The following is a 16092-nucleotide window of genomic DNA, read 5'->3' on the forward strand; positions in this document are numbered from 1 at the left end:
AGGTAGTAGAGACTTACTTCAGGAGGCTTGCTGTTTTGCTTTTCCCCCGAAGCGGATGCGCATTTTAGGGAAATGAGCGCTCACGTCAACACTTATTTTAAAAAAAGTGTCATATTCGTTTTGAACGCTCAAAATACCAACTATTTCCAGTATTTCAGCTTATTCCTTAACCTGAACTTGCGCCAAAGGTTAAGCGGCTTAGCTTTTATCTTACCTTTATAGTTACTATTAAAGTCATCGACTGCATCTAAAATACGTTCGCAATTATGTCCATCTCTATAGGCTTCATGATAATGGGCAAAGTCATTAACCTCTTTCATTAATGATGCTGGTCGCGTTAATGCAGTTTCAATGGCGTTTTCTACTTCGCTTACTTCTGTGACATTAAGTAAATGTTGTCCGGGGTTTGTATTGCGATAAGTGACAACAGGTTTGTTCATCATCATAAACTCTAAAATTATAGAGCTGCTGTCACACAACATGACATCTGATTGCTGAAAGTCTTCAAGACGCACATTATCGACAAACGTAACGTTACTATATTCATCTGCCAGCGCACGATATCTATCTAATAGTGCTTGATCGTTGAGTTTGGGATGGAATGTTAAACGCCAATTCCATTTCTTTTCTTTCACTAACCTACTAATTGTATCGACAAGTACAGGAGCAGAGGTAATGCCTTTAGAAAAAGTGGTGGCGTAGAGAATAGTGGGAACATCGTTTTCCTTCTTATATGAAGAAAAGTAGTCATCCACTTTAGCCCAACCTGTTTGATACACTTTAAAAAACTGATGCTTTGCTTCAAGCTGCTTAAAATACTCTGTGCTACTTGGCCCCTGAGTACAGTACATATCAAACCACCCGCGAATAGAGAAGTGATCATCTGTAGCGCTAGTCTTCTCCCCCCGCTTGCCAATCGGGTAACCGTGAAATACTGATACCTTTATACCTGGCAAAAAGTGATAGATGATATTTCCACACGCAAATATGGCTAAGGGGTTGTATTCAATAACATCATTAATAGTATGAAGGCGAATTTCATCAGGCTTCAATAGATCGGGACATTCTCCTTCCAAAAACCACGCTACTTCGTCACCTCTAGCCCTAATGGCCTCTTGTAGTGGTCTATAAATAGGATACGCATAGGAAAGGGCAGTGAAAAATACATAGCGCTTGGGCATTACAACGTCTCGATAAATTCTATTAGCAAGCTACATTATCATTTTTCTCCTTGTGATTTACTACCCTCCTCTTCGCGTGTTGCTACCCCAAGATAGTTACCTGTTGCTTAAAGCATTACAGGTAGGCTCTGTAACCACCCTACTAGTACCAACTCATCGGCATTGCTGTTAGAGTTTGCGTAATTCACTTTCTGCGCAATTTATATGAGTGTGTAATGCATAAATCGATTGATAGTTTTAAAGGTGTTTCTCCTACATTAGGAAAGAATGTCTATGTTGATGGCTCGGCAAGAATCGTCGGTGATGTAGTTTTAGAAGATGATGCGAGTATTTGGCCGCTGGTTGCAGCTCGTGGCGACGTGAACAAAATTCGTATTGGTGCCCGTTCTAATATTCAAGATGGCAGTGTTTTACACGTTACCCGTAAATCTGAGAAAAACCCCAACGGCTTCCCACTTATTATTGGTGAGGACGTTACCGTTGGGCATAAGTGTATGCTGCACGGCTGCCAGTTGGGTAATCGAATTCTCGTTGGCATGGGCGCTATTGTAATGGATGGTGTTGTTGTTGAAGACGATGTGTTTATTGGTGCAGGTACATTAGTACCGCCGAACAAAAGGTTAGAAAGCGGATTTCTTTACGTGGGAAACCCCATGCAAAAGAAAAGGCCGCTCAACGACGCCGAAATGGCATTCCTGAAACAATCTGCCGTTAACTATGTTGTATTGAAAGATGAGTACCTTGAAGAAGCGAACTAGTTTCGCTTCTCACCTTGCTCAACGATAGCCCTGACACGTTTTACAATATCTGAAGTATCGGGGCGCTTTTGTGTCCATATGTAGAAAGCTTCAGCCGCTTGCTCAACCAGCATCCCTAACCCATCGATTTGTGTTTTAACACCAAGTTCGGCCGCATCTCTCATAAAGCGCGTGGGTGAGTTTTTATAAACCATGTCGTACACCACTTCACAGTTTTGTAAAACAGCATCATTTAAACGGCACGGCAATTCGTTGCTTAAACTAGCGGCTGTTGAATTAATAATGATATGAGGCGCAACATCTGCGATATCTTCAAGCGCGACCACCTGCACTTTAGCGTTAGAGGCAGCATTTACTACTTCCTCAGCTTTTGCTTTGGTTCTATTTGCAATGGTTAAAGAAACGGCCCCTGCTTTTATTAACGGGGAGATTACGCCACGGGCTGCACCGCCGGCACCAATAAGCAACACGCGCTTACCCTTAATTTCCACACCGCTGTTAAGCAAGTCGTTTACCAGCCCTACACCATCAGTGTTGAATCCCCATATTTCACCGCTGTCACCATTCATCAGCGTATTAACAGCTTGTGCATCTTTGGCTGCTTGGTCATCCACCTTTGCCATATTGAATGCATCAAGCTTAAAAGGCATGGTGACGTTACAACCTACCGCGCCTTCCTGAGCTAAAAACGCGTTGGCGGCATCTACAAAACCATCTACTGGCGCAAGTATCTTTTCATAAGAAATCTTTTCTCCCACTTGTTCAGCAAACATTTGATGGATAGTTGGTGATAAACTCTGTGCAATAGGATTTCCGAATACAGCGAATTTTTTCATGGGAATACGAGACTTATTTAATATAAAGAAGAAAAGCGATAATCGTGCTTCGCAGAGTACACCATATGAACGTATAGGTGGAGAGGAGAAAGTACGGGAATTAGCAAATACGTTTTACGACATAATGGAAACCGATCCACTAGCCAATGAACTGCTAGCTATTCACCCCCAGCCATTAGACAGAATTCGCCACGTGTTCTTTCTCTATTTAAGTTTATGGCTTGGTGGTCCTGATGATTATCAACAGCAGTATGGCCACCCGCGTCTGCGTGCACGCCACCTACCTTATACCGTAACACCAGAGTTAAAAGCTCAGTGGATGTATTGCATGCGAAAAGCCATGTTTAAAACGGTTGAAGATATCGCCTTAGCTCAACAGATAATAGACGCACTTGATCAGCTCGCCAATCACATGGTGAATACGAAATAAAAAAGCGCGTTGAAAGGCTTAACCTTTTAACGCGCAACTCCCCTGTTACTGTCTACGCTCTTTATGGCGCATAAAGTAGTGCAATTGTGAAAGCCTCATAGTTAATAAGGCGTGAGACTAATAATTAGAATGTGTAACCCACCGATAAGGTATACACCCAAGGATCTATTTCAATATCACTTACCTTTCCAGCAGCATCACCCACTTTGAAGGTTGCTTCGGTATCTATATCAATGAATCGAACCGATGCATTAACATGCCATTTGGTATCAATTTGGTAATCCATTCCCACCTGTGCTGACAAGCCAAATGAATTATCAAGCGAAAGGTCGCTTAAGCCAGCTGTTTCATTCGCACCTGTAAACTCTTCATCAAATATAAAGGTATAGTTGATACCTGCACCAATGTACGGCTGAAACGCAGAGCTGGCATCATTAAAATAGTAGTTTGCGGTAAGCGTAGGAGGAAGATGCGTGACTTCACCAAGCTGGTTACCCGTCCCTAACGGATCAGCAACAGAAAAATTAACGTCGTGCTTAAACGGCGTTGCGGCAAGCAGCTCAATATTAATGTTGTCAGTAATAAAGTACGCTACATTTAAACCTAGCTGAGTATCGTTATCGATATTAAGGGCAACGCCAAGATCAGTTCCACCCGCGACGATGTTAGAAGTAGATTCGTCAGGAGCAACGGTAGTAAGACCGCCACGAACAATCCAGTCGCCCTGCTGGTGAGCGCTAGCTAAAGGTGAGAGTGCAGCAAGAGTAAGGCAAAGTGCAGATGCAGATAAAAAGTGTTTGCGCATGATATGTCTCATTTGTGGTTAACTAAGATAGGGCTACTTTACGCCTGTGGTTATGAGAAACATTGATCCAGCGCAAGCTTGATAACTCACTGAAACACTGAAGATATTCGACCTTGATATAGATCAAAAAAAACGCCGCATTAACGTTAATGCGGCGTTTTTTAGTCATTAAAGGTGAAAGCTGCTATCGGCGGTCCGCTTAAGGATTTAAGCGCAGCCTTATTTAATAATTAATCACCAATCAGTAGGTTTTAACCAGTCTGTCAGCTTGGCTTCGGCGCTACCCGGTGCAGGTGTATAACAATACTCCCAGCGCGCTAGCGGCGGCATCGACATTAAGATAGATTCGGTGCGCCCGCCGGTTTGCAGTCCAAATAAAGTGCCTCGGTCGAATACAAGGTTAAACTCAACGTAGCGGCCCCGGCGATAAAGTTGGAAATCACGCTCTCTTTCGCCGAAATCGGTTTGCTTACGGCGCTCAACAATAGGAACGTAAGCATCGATGAAGCCATTACCAACAGCCTGCATAAATGCAAATGACTGTTCAAAGCCCCATTCATTCAGGTCGTCGAAGAATAAACCGCCCACTCCGCGAGTTTCATTGCGATGCTTTAAGTAAAAGTAGTCGTCGCACCACTTTTTATACTTAGGGTAGACATCATCGCCAAACGGCTTACATAATTTTTTAGCGGTATCATGCCAGTGTACAACGTCATCTTTAAACGGATAAAATGGCGTCAAGTCGAAGCCGCCGCCAAACCACCAGATAGGTGCTTCACCCTCTTTTTCTGCAATGAAAAAGCGAACATTAGCATGTGACGTTGGGATATAAGGGTTATGTGGATGAATAACGAGTGATACACCCATTGCTTGAAAGTTTCTTCCCGCAAGCTCAGGCCGATTAGCCGTTGCTGAAGCCGGCATTTGACTGCCAAACACATGAGAAAAGTTAACGCCGCCTTGTTCAATCACCGCGCCATTTTTTAGTACTCGAGAACGGCCACCGCCACCTTCTTCTCGCTGCCAGCTGTCTTCAACAAACTGGCCCTTACCATCGGCAAGTTCAAGGGTTTGGCAAATGGTGTCTTGCAGCCCTAGTAAATAGCTTTTTACTTGTTCTATTACTTCAGCGGCATTTTTACCGTCCAGTAATTCTGCTGATGTCATGCTCTTATTACCTCTGCTGTGTCACCATCGCGAATGGTACTGGGTTTAGTTGCACCGCCTACTTCCCCTTCGACATAGAAAACGGAATCAGCGAATACGGCTTTTGCTTCTTCAGTGGTGGTGGCTGGCGGTTGGCCGGTCAGGTTAGCGCTTGTAGAAACTAACGGTTTACCTAACTTGTTGCACAATTCCACTACTACAGGGTGACTAGTTACGCGCACCGCTATTTTACTGTGCTTGCCGGTTAACCAAACTGGCGCAGATGACGACTTAGGTAATAGCCAAGTATTAGGGCCTGGCCAGCTCGAAAAAATATCGGTGCGTCTGTCAGGGCGAATGGCGTTATCGTTAACATAAGGCAGTAGCTGACTGTAGTTTGCAGCAATCAAGATCACGCCCTTTTCTACCGGTCGCTGTTTTATCTCTAACAGCGCATTTACAGCGGCTTCATTGTCGGGGTCACATCCGATGCCCATCACCGCTTCGGTTGGATAAACGATTAAACTGCCAGCTTGGAATGCGGCAACAACAGGGTCTACTTCAGGTGAGTTAGCCTCAACGGGGGTAAACGTGTTTACGTTCCCATTTTGGATATCAGACATGGTTTTAATCTCTACGTATAGTTCTTCGTATAGTTGTTCGTATAATTACTTTTTAAAGCCACAACTAGGCTGAGGACACTGTAACTGCCCCTTTTTGTCTATCAATACTCCCCAACCGCAGTCTGGGCAGCTTTCATTAACCGGCGTGAAATTTAGCACATATCGACATTGTGGATAATGGTTGCACGCAAAAAACTGTTTGCCGTATTTGTTAGTACGCGAGATTAGATGCCCTTTCTTACACTTTGGACAATCCACCAAAGTATCTTCTTTTTCTTTAATGGGCTCTATGTGATGGCATGAAGGAAAATTGGTACAGCCGATAAACATGCCAAACCGCCCTTTCTTTATGGCTAAGTCGGATGCGCATTCAGGGCAGGCTACACCGTCTAAGGTTTTCAGTATGGTGGTTTGTTTATCGTGAAGTGGCTTACTAAAGCTACATTCCGGATAGCCCGTACACCCGATAAAAGGGCCGGATTTACTGTTCTTTATATGAAGAGGTTTACCGCACTCGGGGCAATCTCCGAAATTATCATCGAGAGCATGCTCGTGCGCTGAAAAGAGTGAATGGTCTATTTTAGACATGTATTGGACGTTAAGGCCTTAAACGCGCTGTAATTTCACAGCGCATTTTTAAGTAAAGATTCAAATACCAGTGACTACAACTGCATTAATGCAGAACACCATCTGGCTCTTCGAACAAAAGATCTTCCATTTGTGCGTAGGCTTTCTCTTTGCCAGGTACGTTGAATAGTACCATTAGCACAACCCACTTCAGGTCTTCCAAGCAAAATTCATTGGAATCGATTTCCATAACGCGATCTATAACCATTTCGCGTGTGGAGGCATCCAACACATTAACCTGTTCTAAGAACATAAGAAAACCGCGACATTCCACATCTAAACGCATTTGTTCTTCATGCGTGTAAATACGGCTTAAGCTAGTGCTAATACCTTTGCAAAAGTACGGTTTGATGTCCGTCTCTTGCAGTGCCGCTAACTTTTCTAACCATGCGAGGGCTTTATAAATCTCATCGTGATGAAATCCTGCGCGCACAAGCTCTTCCGTTAACTCGTCTTGGTCAACACGAATTTCCGTTTCACTGTGAATGAAGTTTTCAAACAGATACATGAGGATATCGAACATATTATTTTCCCCTCAATTTAACGTAACCACCAGGGACAGCGGCCACTAAACCACGCAACTCATATTCTAATAATGATGCCATTGCTTGCGATACAGATATGGCATTGCGCTGGGCTATGACATCAATAGCGGTGATGTCATAATCCACACTAGCTAATAATTTATCGGTTGCCAAGCTATTCGCTGTACTTTTTTCGTTTTGCTCGTCAACATTCAAGCCTAGTTGTTCAGGCTGAACGCCAACTTCATCTAGAATATCGCTTATATTTGTTACTAATTTGGCGCCCTGTTGGATTAACCAGTGGCAACCTTCAGCGTAAGCGTTAGCGATATTGCCTGGCACAGCGAATACTTCTCGCCCCATATCTGCGGCCAAATTCGCAGTTATCAAGGTGCCACTCTTAATTTTTGCCTCTACCACTAAGGTTCCAAGGGATAACGCTGCGATAATTCGATTTCGCCTTGGAAAATGCCAAGGCTTAGGTCCCTGCCCCGGAAAAAACTCTGTAACGGTGACACCTCCGTCATTGTTGATAGCTTCATAGAGCTTACTATTTTTAGCCGGATATACCTTTTCAGGTCCCGTACCCATTACCGCAATGGTTCCGGTGCTACCAGACAGGGCGCCTTGGTGTGCGGCGCTATCAATGCCCATGGCAAGGCCGCTCGTCACTACAACTCCGCTACTAGATAACCCATAAGCAATGTCGGTTGCGGTACGCTTACCCTGAAGGCTGGCCCTTCTGCTTCCCACTATAGCAATCTGTGGTTTTTGAAATAGCGCTTTGTTTCCCGTGGCAAATAGCGCGAGGGGCGGACTATCCAATTGCTTAAGTAATTCTGGATAGTGAGGCGATGACAACGGCACGATGTGTCTATTGTCGCTCGCTTGCAGCCAGTTTATTGCTGCATCAATAAGAGGCGGTGAAATGTTGTTGGTGAGTTGTTTAACCTCGTTAGGCAGCGAAGACGTGTTGCTGCCTAGATCGACAGTAGAAAGTTGATATTTTTCGAGAGCCTGTAGCCATAGTTTAGGTGAAACACGCTGAGCGGAAGCCAGCGCTATCCATGCTAATGTTTCGCTGTCTAACTGAGAAGATTGTGGTGCCATTATCGCTCCTAATGCGAGCGACAATGAACCATGCAACGTTTAAGGCTTGGCGACAATGAAGCCGCGCTTTATCCCCTTATTCGCTCGCGTAATTAATCCGTAACTTGCCGCATCAAATGTTTTAAACACAACAACTTCACCTACTTTAAGCGCGGGTTGCGATACTGTATCGATAAACCACTCACCACCAGTGTTAGCGCCGGGTTCATCTACATAGCGTGGACTTTCTTCGTCAATAATGGCTGGACCTTGTGAGTAAAGCCCCAGGACCGTACCTGGCGCTACTTCCATACTGCCTAAATCAAGAATGACAACGTCGTATTTGCCAAGTAAATCGTGATCATGCAAATCTCCAACTATTGCGCCTCGCTGCGAAGTAGCCGGAACAAGTTCAAAGCCTTCAGGATGTTCAAATCCACCCGCCATTAACTTATCACCGCGCTTAGCTTCTTGGTTCGCATCGTCGATGAAAAGCAACATCGTGTTGCTACCTTCATCTTTTTCCACTAGTGAAGCTGTTGAAACATGGGTAACTTGAATACCAAGGATTTCCCCATCAAGATTTCTAATCGTAGCGTGCTTTCTTACTACTCTGTACTGATCGTCGGTACTGAATTGTTGCTGGCTTAACACAAAATCATCAGACGCAAACCTTACGTTTCCATCCTGATTACCCAGCAATTTAGGTAGCGAAGCATAGCTTTCCTCGTCTAGCAGCATATGTTGTCTAATGAATGGAGAGATAGTTGTCCACGACAACACATCAACAGGCTTCGGTTTTACTCGCTTATCGGTAGCCGGAGAAAGCTTATAGGAAGGCTTGTCGCGCTTTACACTTAATACAGGCTGCCCATCAACATACCCAACGACGATAACATCGCCCGGGTAAATAAGGTGTGGATTGTCGATTTGGGTGTTGGTTCGCCATAATTCAGGCCAGAGCCAAGGCTCATTGAGAAAAACGTTAGCGATTGCCCATAGCGTGTCCCCACGCTTTACTGTGTAGGTTTCTGGCGCGCTCTCTTTTAGCTGCAGCGCAAAGGTAGGCAAAGAAAGCAGTACACCTAAGATAAACAATGCTGCACGACGCGCGTAAATCAATCGCTTTTTCAAATTAACCACCTGCAAATTATTCACTGTCACTCATTGTTGATTTTTCAGACAATAGCACTATATCGGCATAACTAGGTATTCTAATAGGGTTTCGGTAAAAAACTGCACGAAACAGCCCGATATACGTTAGAATAGTAACTTAATAAGCACTGTAAAGTGTGCTGGCAATTAGATCGTATATGAATTTATACAGCGAAAAGGTGAAGTAAGCGAGAAATGGCAATTTTAGACGTATTAAGTTTTCCTGATGAACGTCTTCGCACGGTAGCTAAGCCGGTTGAAGAGGTTAACGACGAAATTAAACAATTGGTATCGGACATGTTCGAAACCATGAAAGACGAGAACGGTATTGGCCTTGCTGCAACGCAAGTTAACCGCCACGTTCAAGTTGTTGTAATGGACGTATCGGAAGATCAAAACGAGCCACGCGTATTTATTAACCCTGAAATCATTCGTAAAGATGGCTCCACGATTAGCGAAGAAGGCTGTTTATCAGTGCCGGGTAATTACGCGAAAGTTGAGCGCGCCGAATCAATTACCGTAAAAGCGCTAGATCAGAATGGCGAAAGCTTTGAGTTGGATGCAGAAGGTTTGTTAGCGATTTGTATTCAGCACGAGCTGGATCATCTAAAAGGCAAATTGTTTATTGATTACCTTTCACCGCTTAAGCGCCAACGTATTCGTAAAAAGCTTGAGAAAGAAGCGCGTCTTGCTGCAAAAGCCTAAGGAATAACGTGACAACTCCATTGAAAGTGATTTTTGCCGGTACTCCGGATTTTGCAGCTAAACATCTATCAGCGTTACTCGAGAGCGAGCACGAAGTCATTGCTGTTTACACTCAGCCTGATAGACCCGCAGGGCGAGGTAAAAAGCTTACCGCCAGTCCGGTTAAAGTATTAGCAGAAGAAAACGCCATTCCAGTTTACCAGCCTCAGTCGCTTAAAGCTCAAGACGCTCAGGAAGAATTAGCCTCGCTCAATGCCGATTTAATGGTAGTTGTTGCTTACGGACTGATACTGCCTACCGCGGTGTTAAATGCACCTAAGCTAGGGTGCATTAACGTGCACGGCTCTATTCTGCCCAAGTGGCGAGGCGCGGCACCAATACAGCGTTCAATCTGGGCGGGTGACGCTGAGACCGGCGTAACCATAATGCAAATGGACGAAGGTTTAGATACGGGTGACATGCTTCACATAGCAACATTACCTATTACCTCTGAAGATACCAGCGCCACCTTATATGAAAAGCTAGCAGAGCTAGGACCACAAGCGTTGGTTGAGGTCGTTAATGAGTTTGATCGTTACACGCCCACCAAACAAGACGACTCTCAAGCGACCTACGCGAAAAAGCTATCAAAAGAAGAAGCCCTTATCAATTGGGCAGATGATGCTGAGCAAATAGAGCGAAATATCCGCGCCTTCAATCCTTGGCCTGTAGCGTGGATGCAGGTCGAAGATCAGAACGTTAAAGTATGGTCTGCCAGCGTTGTTCCTTTAAGTAAAGGTGCCACGCCAGGTACGGTAATCAGTGCTAATAAAGAGGGCATTACTATCGCTACGGGGCGCGATGCGCTTTGCATTACATCTCTTCAAATTCCTGGCAAAAAGGCGCTTCCAGCGTCAGACGTTATCAATGCTCGCCAAACGTGGTTTGAAGTGGGCCGTTGTCTGACACAAGCGGACTAAACGTGAAACCATTACCCCTTCCCAAACAAAAAAACCTGCGTGCAGATTGTGCGTGGGTCATCTATCAAATTTTAGAGCAAGGCAAGTCATCGCGTGAGTGCTTAGAACGCGTTCAGCGCAGACACAACGCCAAAGATAACGCATGGATTCAAGAGATGTCACTAGGGGTAATGCGTCGCCTTCCCCTTTTACAGCACTGGCTGCGCTCTTTGTTAGATAGGCCTCTAAAAGGCAACAAGAAAGTCATAGAACATCTTATTCTTCTTGGTTTGTACCAGCTTAATTTTTCCCGCGTTAGCAACCACGCAGCCGTTGGCGAAACCGTCGCCGCAGCATCTTATTTAAATGCCGCAGGGTTAAAAGGGTTAGTTAATGCGGTACTGCGTAATTTTCAGCGAGAGAACCTTGCAGACAAACCTGTAGACGACGCAATCATAAACAGCGGCTTGCCAAAGTGGTTGTTTAAGGCAATAGAGAACGCCTATGGTGACGACGCCGAGCAGGTTCGTAACGAAACGAATGCCATGGCCCCCATTTGGCTTCGTGTAAATAAGTTGCAAACATCGTTGGCAGCATTTACTCAGGCGTTAAATAAAGCAGGGGTTGAATATACCCTTAGCGCAGACCATGCTGATGCCGTAATTCTGACTAAGCGAGAAGACATTACTGCCCTGCCTGGTTTTGAAAAAGGTCACTTTGCGGTACAAGATGGGGCAGCGCAATTAGCTGCGCATTACCTAGAGCCTCAAGCGAACGAACGCATTCTAGACTGTTGCGCCGCACCAGGCGGAAAAACAGGGCACATTGTTGAGTCTGCACCTGATACACAGTACGTATTAGCGCTTGATGCTGATGCTACACGCCTAAAACGGGTAGAAGAAAACATGACTCGCCTTAAGCACACTGTCGATATCAAGCAAGGTGATGCAGCTAATCCTGATACCTGGTGGGACGGAAAGCCCTTCGACAGAATATTACTGGATGCCCCCTGCTCTGCTACCGGCGTGATTCGACGTCACCCAGATATTCGCTGGCTTCGAAAAGCCAATGACATCGACAATTTAGCACAGCTTCAACGGCGCATATTAGAAACATTGTGGGGTCTATTAAAGCCAGGCGGCACGCTGCTTTATGCGACATGTTCTATTTTGCCAAAAGAGAACATCGCGCAAATACAGCAGTTTCTCGCCGACACTCCAGATGCCTCGTTATCGCCCATAGTGAAAACAGAAACCGTTGATAAACCCGGGCGCCAGATAACGCCAGGAGAGCAACAAATGGATGGTTTCTATTATGCGAGGCTGGTAAAGTCAGTAGACTGAGTTCAATAGTTGTGCAACGTCACTCAGTTAAGACTTGCACGAATATGAAGGCAAAATAATAACGATGAAGATCATCATTTTAGGGGCCGGCCAAGTAGGCGGAACACTTGCTGAAAACTTAGTGGGTGAGAATAACGAAATAACGGTTATTGACTCTGACCCCACTATATTACGCGCACTTCAAGACCGTCTTGATTTACAAGTAGTAACAGGCGTGGGATCACACCCTGACGTGTTGCGTAAGGCCGGTGCGGAAGATGCAGATATGCTGATTGCCGTAACCAATAGTGATGAAAGCAATATGTTGGCCTGTCAGGTGGCCTACAGCCTATTTAAAACCCCCACTAAAATCGCTCGCGTACGCTCTGAACAGTACATCATTTACCAAGAGCAGCTATATAAGCAGCAAGACATTCCCGTTGACCACATTATCGCTCCTGAGCAGTTGGTAACTAAGGCCATCAAACGTCTTATCGACTACCCGGGTGCACTTCAGGTGGTTGAGTTTGCTGAAGGCAAAGCCAGCCTTGTTGCGGTTAAAGCCTATTACGGTGGCTTACTGGTAGGCCACGCGTTATCTGCGCTTAAAGACCACATGCCTAACGTTGAAACTCGGGTTGCTGCCATTTACCGACGCGGCCGCCCTATTCGCCCGTTAGGTACCACGGTTATTGAGGCCGATGATGAAGTGTTCTTTATTGCCGCTACCAAGCACATTCGCGCAGTAATGAGTGAGCTTCAAAAGCTCGAATCAAGCTACAAACGAATTATGATAGCCGGTGGTGGCTTGATTGGTGCAGGCCTAGCGAAAAAGTTAGAGCACAATCATAACGTTAAGCTTATTGAATACAGCCCAGAAAGGGCCAAATATTTATCTGCGAACTTAGATAAAACCATTGTATTTAGCGGTGACGCGTCTGACCCTGAATTGCTAAGTGAAGAAAACATCGAGCAAGTTGACGCTTTTATAGCCGTTACCAACGACGATGAAGCGAATATCATGTCGGCCATGCTGGCAAAGCGTATGGGTGCACAAAAAGCCATGGTGCTTATCCAGCGAAGTGCTTATGTGGACTTGGTGCAAGGCGGTGAGATAGATATCGCGTTTTCACCTCAACAAGCCACTATCTCGGCGCTACTGACTCACGTACGTCGAGGTGACATTGTAAACGTGTACTCATTACGACGAGGTGCTGCCGAGGCTATTGAAGCGATAGCGCACGGTGATGAAAATACCTCTAAGGTGGTTGGCAAACAAATAGGCGATATTAAACTACCGCCAGGTACTACAATTGGGGCTATTGTTCGAGACGATCAGGTGATTATCGCTCACAGCGATACCAAGATTGAAGCAAACGACCATGTAATTTTGTTCTTGGTTGATAAGAAGTACATCAACGACGTGGAAAAGCTGTTCCAACCCAGCGCATTTTTCTTTGGCTAGCGCTTTTGCAAAGCGTTATAGGTGCCGCGAGATTAAAAGTTGAAGACATAAAAATAAAGGGCGATATTTATCGCCCTTTATTTTTAGCTCGTATCAAAATTATCGGTTTATTTGTTAACTGCGCCAGAAGGTAGGTGAGAACAAAACCAGCAATGAGAAGACCTCTAGTCGACCAAACACCATGGCAATCACCAGTATCCACTTGCCTGCGTCAGTAACATCAGCATAGTTGGCCGCTACGCTGCCCAACCCCGGACCTAAGTTATTCAGCATGGCCGCAGTAGCGGTAAAGGCGCTTAGGTTATCTAAACCCGTGGCAATCAAGCCTATCATAATGATAACAAACACCACTGCATAAGCTGAAAAGAACCCCCATACGGCCTCTACTACTCTGTCAGGCATGGCACGGTCGCCAAACTTAACGCTGTATACCGCTTTCGGGTGAATTAGCCTATCAACCTCACGCTTGCCTTGTAGAAACAGTAAGCACACGCGTACTACTTTTAGGCCCCCACCTGTAGAACTTGCGCACCCGCCGATAAAGCTTGAAAAAATAAGCATAATAGGGAGGAATGCCGGCCAGACTGAAAAATCAGTGGTTGCAAACCCTGCAGTGGTACTAATAGATACCGCTTGGATCATAGCTTGGTCTAAAGCCTGCTCTGCCGAGCTATAGTAGCCTGATAGCGTAAGTACTAGGAAACAAATCCCGATGAGTGAGGCTTGAATGATAAAGAACGCCTTAAACTCTGGATCGTTAAAATAGCCTTTAACCGAACGAGAGCTCACCGCCGCATAGTGTAATGAGAAGTTTAACGCAGCAATAAGCAAAAACACGGAACACACCACGTTTACCATAGGACTATTAAAATAGCCTAAGCTGGCGTCGTGGTTCGAAAAACCACCAATAGCAACCGTTGAGAAAGAATGGCAAATCGCATCAAAAACATTCATTCCCGCAAGCCAGTATGCACCGGCACATGCAATGGTTATAGATAGGTAGATGTACCACAAATGCTTTGCCGTATCGGCAATACGCGGAGTCATTTTATTATCTTTAACTGGGCCAGGAGTTTCTGCCCGATAAAGCTGCATGCCACCGACTCCAAGGATAGGTAAAATGGCAACTGCGAGTACGATGATACCCATGCCGCCTAACCACTGAAGTTGTTGACGGTAAAACTGTACTGAATGAGGAAGAAAATCTATCCCCTCGATAACCGTAGCTCCAGTTGTAGTCAGGCCAGAAAATGACTCAAAGAAAGCATCGGTTACCGTCATGCTTGGTTGCTCTAGCAAGATAAGTGGAATTGCCCCCACGCTTGCTAGTACTGACCAAAACAGCGCAACAATCAGAAACCCTTCTCGTGCTCTTAAGTCATTTTTCTGCTGACGGTTGGGGTACCACAATGCCATACCGCCGATGACACAAAATATAAATGCGAGGATAAAAGGCAGGCCACTGCCATCTTGATAAATCAACGACACGATAGCGGGAGGGATCATGGTTACGCTAAAAAGCGCAATTAATAACCCAAGTATTCGTATGATGGCACGGTAGTGCATTGTTTGTTATGCCTTTATTTTTATAGTGCGCATAAGGACTACTGAGCCCTAGTTACAATGTGCTTTTTGATATGGTTTCAAAAAGCGAATCTATCTACGTGAAACAAGGTAGATGAAATCCTATACGTTACGCATAGGGTTTTGATTATAGGACTATAATGAACAGGGGGAAACCTTTGTCTCCCCACTACATTAGGCTAATTACACATAAAGGCACCTGATCTTTTCACTAGGAAAAAACCAACCACTTCTATTTTTTTAGTTTTCTATTTCATAGCAAGCACGGTTTTGACCATCTTAGTAATACTCGCATTGGCTTCACTAATGCTTTGCGCCAGCATATACGCAGGTGTAGTAACAAGCTTTGCGTCATTATCAACAACCACCTCATCAACTGGGCACTCTACATGCGTTGCTCCTAAGGCATTCAACCCACCAGCCGTGGCTTCGTCACTGCCAATGGTCAGTTTAGTTTTGTTGCCATACACTTTTGCTGCTAGCGCAGGTGCAATACACGCGTACGCTGCGGGCTTTTTAGCTTGTGCGAAGGCTTTGCACACTGTCAGCACCTCTTCGTTAAAGGTACAATTTTCACCGTCTACAGCAAACGTGCACAGGTTCTTCGCAGCGCCAAAGCCACCAGGTAGAATAAGTGTGTCAAAAGCAGTTACGTCGCACTCAGTCACAGGTTTTATATCACCTCGGGCAATACGGGCCGATTCTACTAACACATTTCGTGCTTCACCTTCTGATACCTCACCGGTTAAGTGATTGACTACATGCAGTTGGTTTACATCTGGAGCAAAACACTGGTAAGACGCGCCTTCTTGCTCAATGGCTAAAAGTGTCAATACCGCTTCGTGTAACTCAGCCCCGTCAAACACACCACTACCACTTAAAATAACGGCTACTTGTTTCATAT

At 45.2% G+C, this 16092-nt stretch carries 17 protein-coding genes; 6 read left to right on the forward strand and 11 right to left on the reverse strand.

Translation table 11 applies throughout. The annotated features are described in order from the left end of the window. Positions 1 to 140: 140 nt before the first annotated feature. Complete coding sequence (locus MHN02_RS19100; protein WP_156079081.1) at positions 141 to 1052, reverse strand: UDP-N-acetylglucosamine 2-epimerase; 912 nt, start codon at positions 1050 to 1052, stop codon at positions 141 to 143. A 344-nt stretch (positions 1053 to 1396) separates the two neighbouring features. Between MHN02_RS19100 and MHN02_RS19105 the strand changes: the two genes are divergently transcribed. After that, complete coding sequence (locus MHN02_RS19105) at positions 1397 to 1939, forward strand: gamma carbonic anhydrase family protein (RefSeq protein ID WP_014947739.1); 543 nt, start codon at positions 1397 to 1399, stop codon at positions 1937 to 1939. Here the strand turns inward: MHN02_RS19105 and aroE are convergent. Next, entirely contained in the window at positions 1936 to 2775 is an 840-nt protein-coding gene (aroE, locus tag MHN02_RS19110; protein WP_239247726.1) for a shikimate dehydrogenase, read from the reverse strand. The two genes, MHN02_RS19105 and aroE, sit on opposite strands and share 4 nt — an antisense overlap. Between aroE and MHN02_RS19115 the strand changes: the two genes are divergently transcribed. Then, positions 2774 to 3205, forward strand: coding sequence for a group II truncated hemoglobin (locus MHN02_RS19115; RefSeq protein ID WP_239247727.1), 432 nt, complete (start codon positions 2774 to 2776; stop codon positions 3203 to 3205). The genes aroE and MHN02_RS19115 overlap by 2 nt on opposite strands. 124 nt (positions 3206 to 3329) lie before the next feature. On the opposite strand, the gene MHN02_RS19120 is transcribed toward MHN02_RS19115, so the two are convergent. From MHN02_RS19120 to MHN02_RS19150, 7 genes are all read right to left on the reverse strand, one after another. Continuing rightward, positions 3330 to 4010 (reverse strand): OmpW family outer membrane protein, encoded by a 681-nt coding sequence (locus MHN02_RS19120; protein ID WP_014947736.1) that lies wholly within the window; start codon positions 4008 to 4010, stop codon positions 3330 to 3332. Positions 4011 to 4244: 234 nt separating this feature from the next. After that, entirely contained in the window at positions 4245 to 5177 is a 933-nt protein-coding gene (gene hemF / locus MHN02_RS19125; RefSeq protein ID WP_075177132.1) for an oxygen-dependent coproporphyrinogen oxidase, read from the reverse strand. Then, complete coding sequence (locus tag MHN02_RS19130) at positions 5174 to 5779, reverse strand: Sua5/YciO/YrdC/YwlC family protein (RefSeq protein ID WP_156085688.1); 606 nt, start codon at positions 5777 to 5779, stop codon at positions 5174 to 5176. The genes hemF and MHN02_RS19130 overlap by 4 nt, the downstream gene beginning before the upstream one ends. 45 nt (positions 5780 to 5824) lie before the next feature. Continuing rightward, a complete protein-coding gene (locus MHN02_RS19135) occupies positions 5825 to 6367 on the reverse strand; it encodes a type I DNA topoisomerase (protein WP_014975256.1) in 543 nt (180 codons plus the stop codon). Positions 6368 to 6452: 85 nt separating this feature from the next. After that, positions 6453 to 6929, reverse strand: a complete 477-nt coding sequence (locus tag MHN02_RS19140; RefSeq protein WP_014947732.1) for a DUF494 family protein — start codon at positions 6927 to 6929, stop codon at positions 6453 to 6455. Between the two features lies 1 nt (position 6930). After that, on the reverse strand, positions 6931 to 8040 hold the full coding sequence (gene dprA, locus MHN02_RS19145; protein WP_014975255.1) for a DNA-processing protein DprA: 1110 nt from the start codon (positions 8038 to 8040) through the stop codon (positions 6931 to 6933). 39 nt (positions 8041 to 8079) lie between these two features. Further along, a complete protein-coding gene (locus MHN02_RS19150; RefSeq protein ID WP_014947730.1) occupies positions 8080 to 9153 on the reverse strand; it encodes a LysM domain-containing protein in 1074 nt (357 codons plus the stop codon). A gap of 216 nt (positions 9154 to 9369) precedes the next feature. On the opposite strand from MHN02_RS19150, the gene def reads away from it, so the two are divergent. The 4 genes from def (at position 9370) to trkA (ending at position 13604) form a co-directional block, all read left to right on the forward strand. After that, on the forward strand, positions 9370 to 9879 hold the full coding sequence (gene def / locus MHN02_RS19155; protein WP_014947729.1) for a peptide deformylase: 510 nt from the start codon (positions 9370 to 9372) through the stop codon (positions 9877 to 9879). A gap of 8 nt (positions 9880 to 9887) precedes the next feature. After that, on the forward strand, positions 9888 to 10838 hold the full coding sequence (gene fmt / locus MHN02_RS19160) for a methionyl-tRNA formyltransferase (RefSeq protein WP_239247728.1): 951 nt from the start codon (positions 9888 to 9890) through the stop codon (positions 10836 to 10838). A 2-nt stretch (positions 10839 to 10840) separates the two neighbouring features. Next, the gene (gene rsmB / locus MHN02_RS19165) at positions 10841 to 12160 is read left to right on the forward strand and encodes a 16S rRNA (cytosine(967)-C(5))-methyltransferase RsmB (RefSeq protein WP_239247729.1); all 1320 of its coding nucleotides are present in this window, start codon (positions 10841 to 10843) and stop codon (positions 12158 to 12160) included. A 64-nt stretch (positions 12161 to 12224) separates the two neighbouring features. Further along, complete coding sequence (gene trkA / locus MHN02_RS19170; protein WP_014947726.1) at positions 12225 to 13604, forward strand: Trk system potassium transporter TrkA; 1380 nt, start codon at positions 12225 to 12227, stop codon at positions 13602 to 13604. Positions 13605 to 13718: 114 nt separating this feature from the next. Here trkA and MHN02_RS19175 read toward each other — a convergent pair whose 3' ends face one another. Both MHN02_RS19175 and elbB read right to left on the reverse strand, forming a co-directional pair. Beyond that, complete coding sequence (locus MHN02_RS19175) at positions 13719 to 15170, reverse strand: TrkH family potassium uptake protein (RefSeq protein ID WP_239247731.1); 1452 nt, start codon at positions 15168 to 15170, stop codon at positions 13719 to 13721. 266 nt (positions 15171 to 15436) lie between these two features. After that, entirely contained in the window at positions 15437 to 16090 is a 654-nt protein-coding gene (gene elbB / locus MHN02_RS19180; RefSeq protein ID WP_014977859.1) for an isoprenoid biosynthesis glyoxalase ElbB, read from the reverse strand. Positions 16091 to 16092: the final 2 nt, after the last annotated feature.

Origin of the sequence: Alteromonas sp. CNT1-28 (genome assembly GCF_022348345.1) — a bacterium.
Lineage (GTDB): Bacteria > Pseudomonadota > Gammaproteobacteria > Enterobacterales > Alteromonadaceae > Alteromonas > Alteromonas macleodii.

What these genes read in the sequence shown, in the direction of transcription:
- MHN02_RS19175 (WP_239247731.1), bottom strand. Translation starts at nt 15,170, where the DNA reads ATGCACTACCGTGCCATCATACGAATACTTGGGTTATTAATTGCGCTT.
- hemF (WP_075177132.1), bottom strand. Translation starts at nt 5,177, where the DNA reads ATGACATCAGCAGAATTACTGGACGGTAAAAATGCCGCTGAAGTAATA.
- elbB (WP_014977859.1), bottom strand. Translation starts at nt 16,090, where the DNA reads ATGAAACAAGTAGCCGTTATTTTAAGTGGTAGTGGTGTGTTTGACGGG.
- MHN02_RS19105 (WP_014947739.1), top strand. Translation starts at nt 1,397, where the DNA reads ATGCATAAATCGATTGATAGTTTTAAAGGTGTTTCTCCTACATTAGGA.
- MHN02_RS19115 (WP_239247727.1), top strand. Translation starts at nt 2,774, where the DNA reads ATGGGAATACGAGACTTATTTAATATAAAGAAGAAAAGCGATAATCGT.
- aroE (WP_239247726.1), bottom strand. Translation starts at nt 2,775, where the DNA reads ATGAAAAAATTCGCTGTATTCGGAAATCCTATTGCACAGAGTTTATCA.
- dprA (WP_014975255.1), bottom strand. Translation starts at nt 8,040, where the DNA reads ATGGCACCACAATCTTCTCAGTTAGACAGCGAAACATTAGCATGGATA.
- MHN02_RS19140 (WP_014947732.1), bottom strand. Translation starts at nt 6,929, where the DNA reads ATGTTCGATATCCTCATGTATCTGTTTGAAAACTTCATTCACAGTGAA.
- MHN02_RS19130 (WP_156085688.1), bottom strand. Translation starts at nt 5,779, where the DNA reads ATGTCTGATATCCAAAATGGGAACGTAAACACGTTTACCCCCGTTGAG.
- trkA (WP_014947726.1), top strand. Translation starts at nt 12,225, where the DNA reads ATGAAGATCATCATTTTAGGGGCCGGCCAAGTAGGCGGAACACTTGCT.
- MHN02_RS19135 (WP_014975256.1), bottom strand. Translation starts at nt 6,367, where the DNA reads ATGTCTAAAATAGACCATTCACTCTTTTCAGCGCACGAGCATGCTCTC.
- MHN02_RS19120 (WP_014947736.1), bottom strand. Translation starts at nt 4,010, where the DNA reads ATGCGCAAACACTTTTTATCTGCATCTGCACTTTGCCTTACTCTTGCT.
- def (WP_014947729.1), top strand. Translation starts at nt 9,370, where the DNA reads ATGGCAATTTTAGACGTATTAAGTTTTCCTGATGAACGTCTTCGCACG.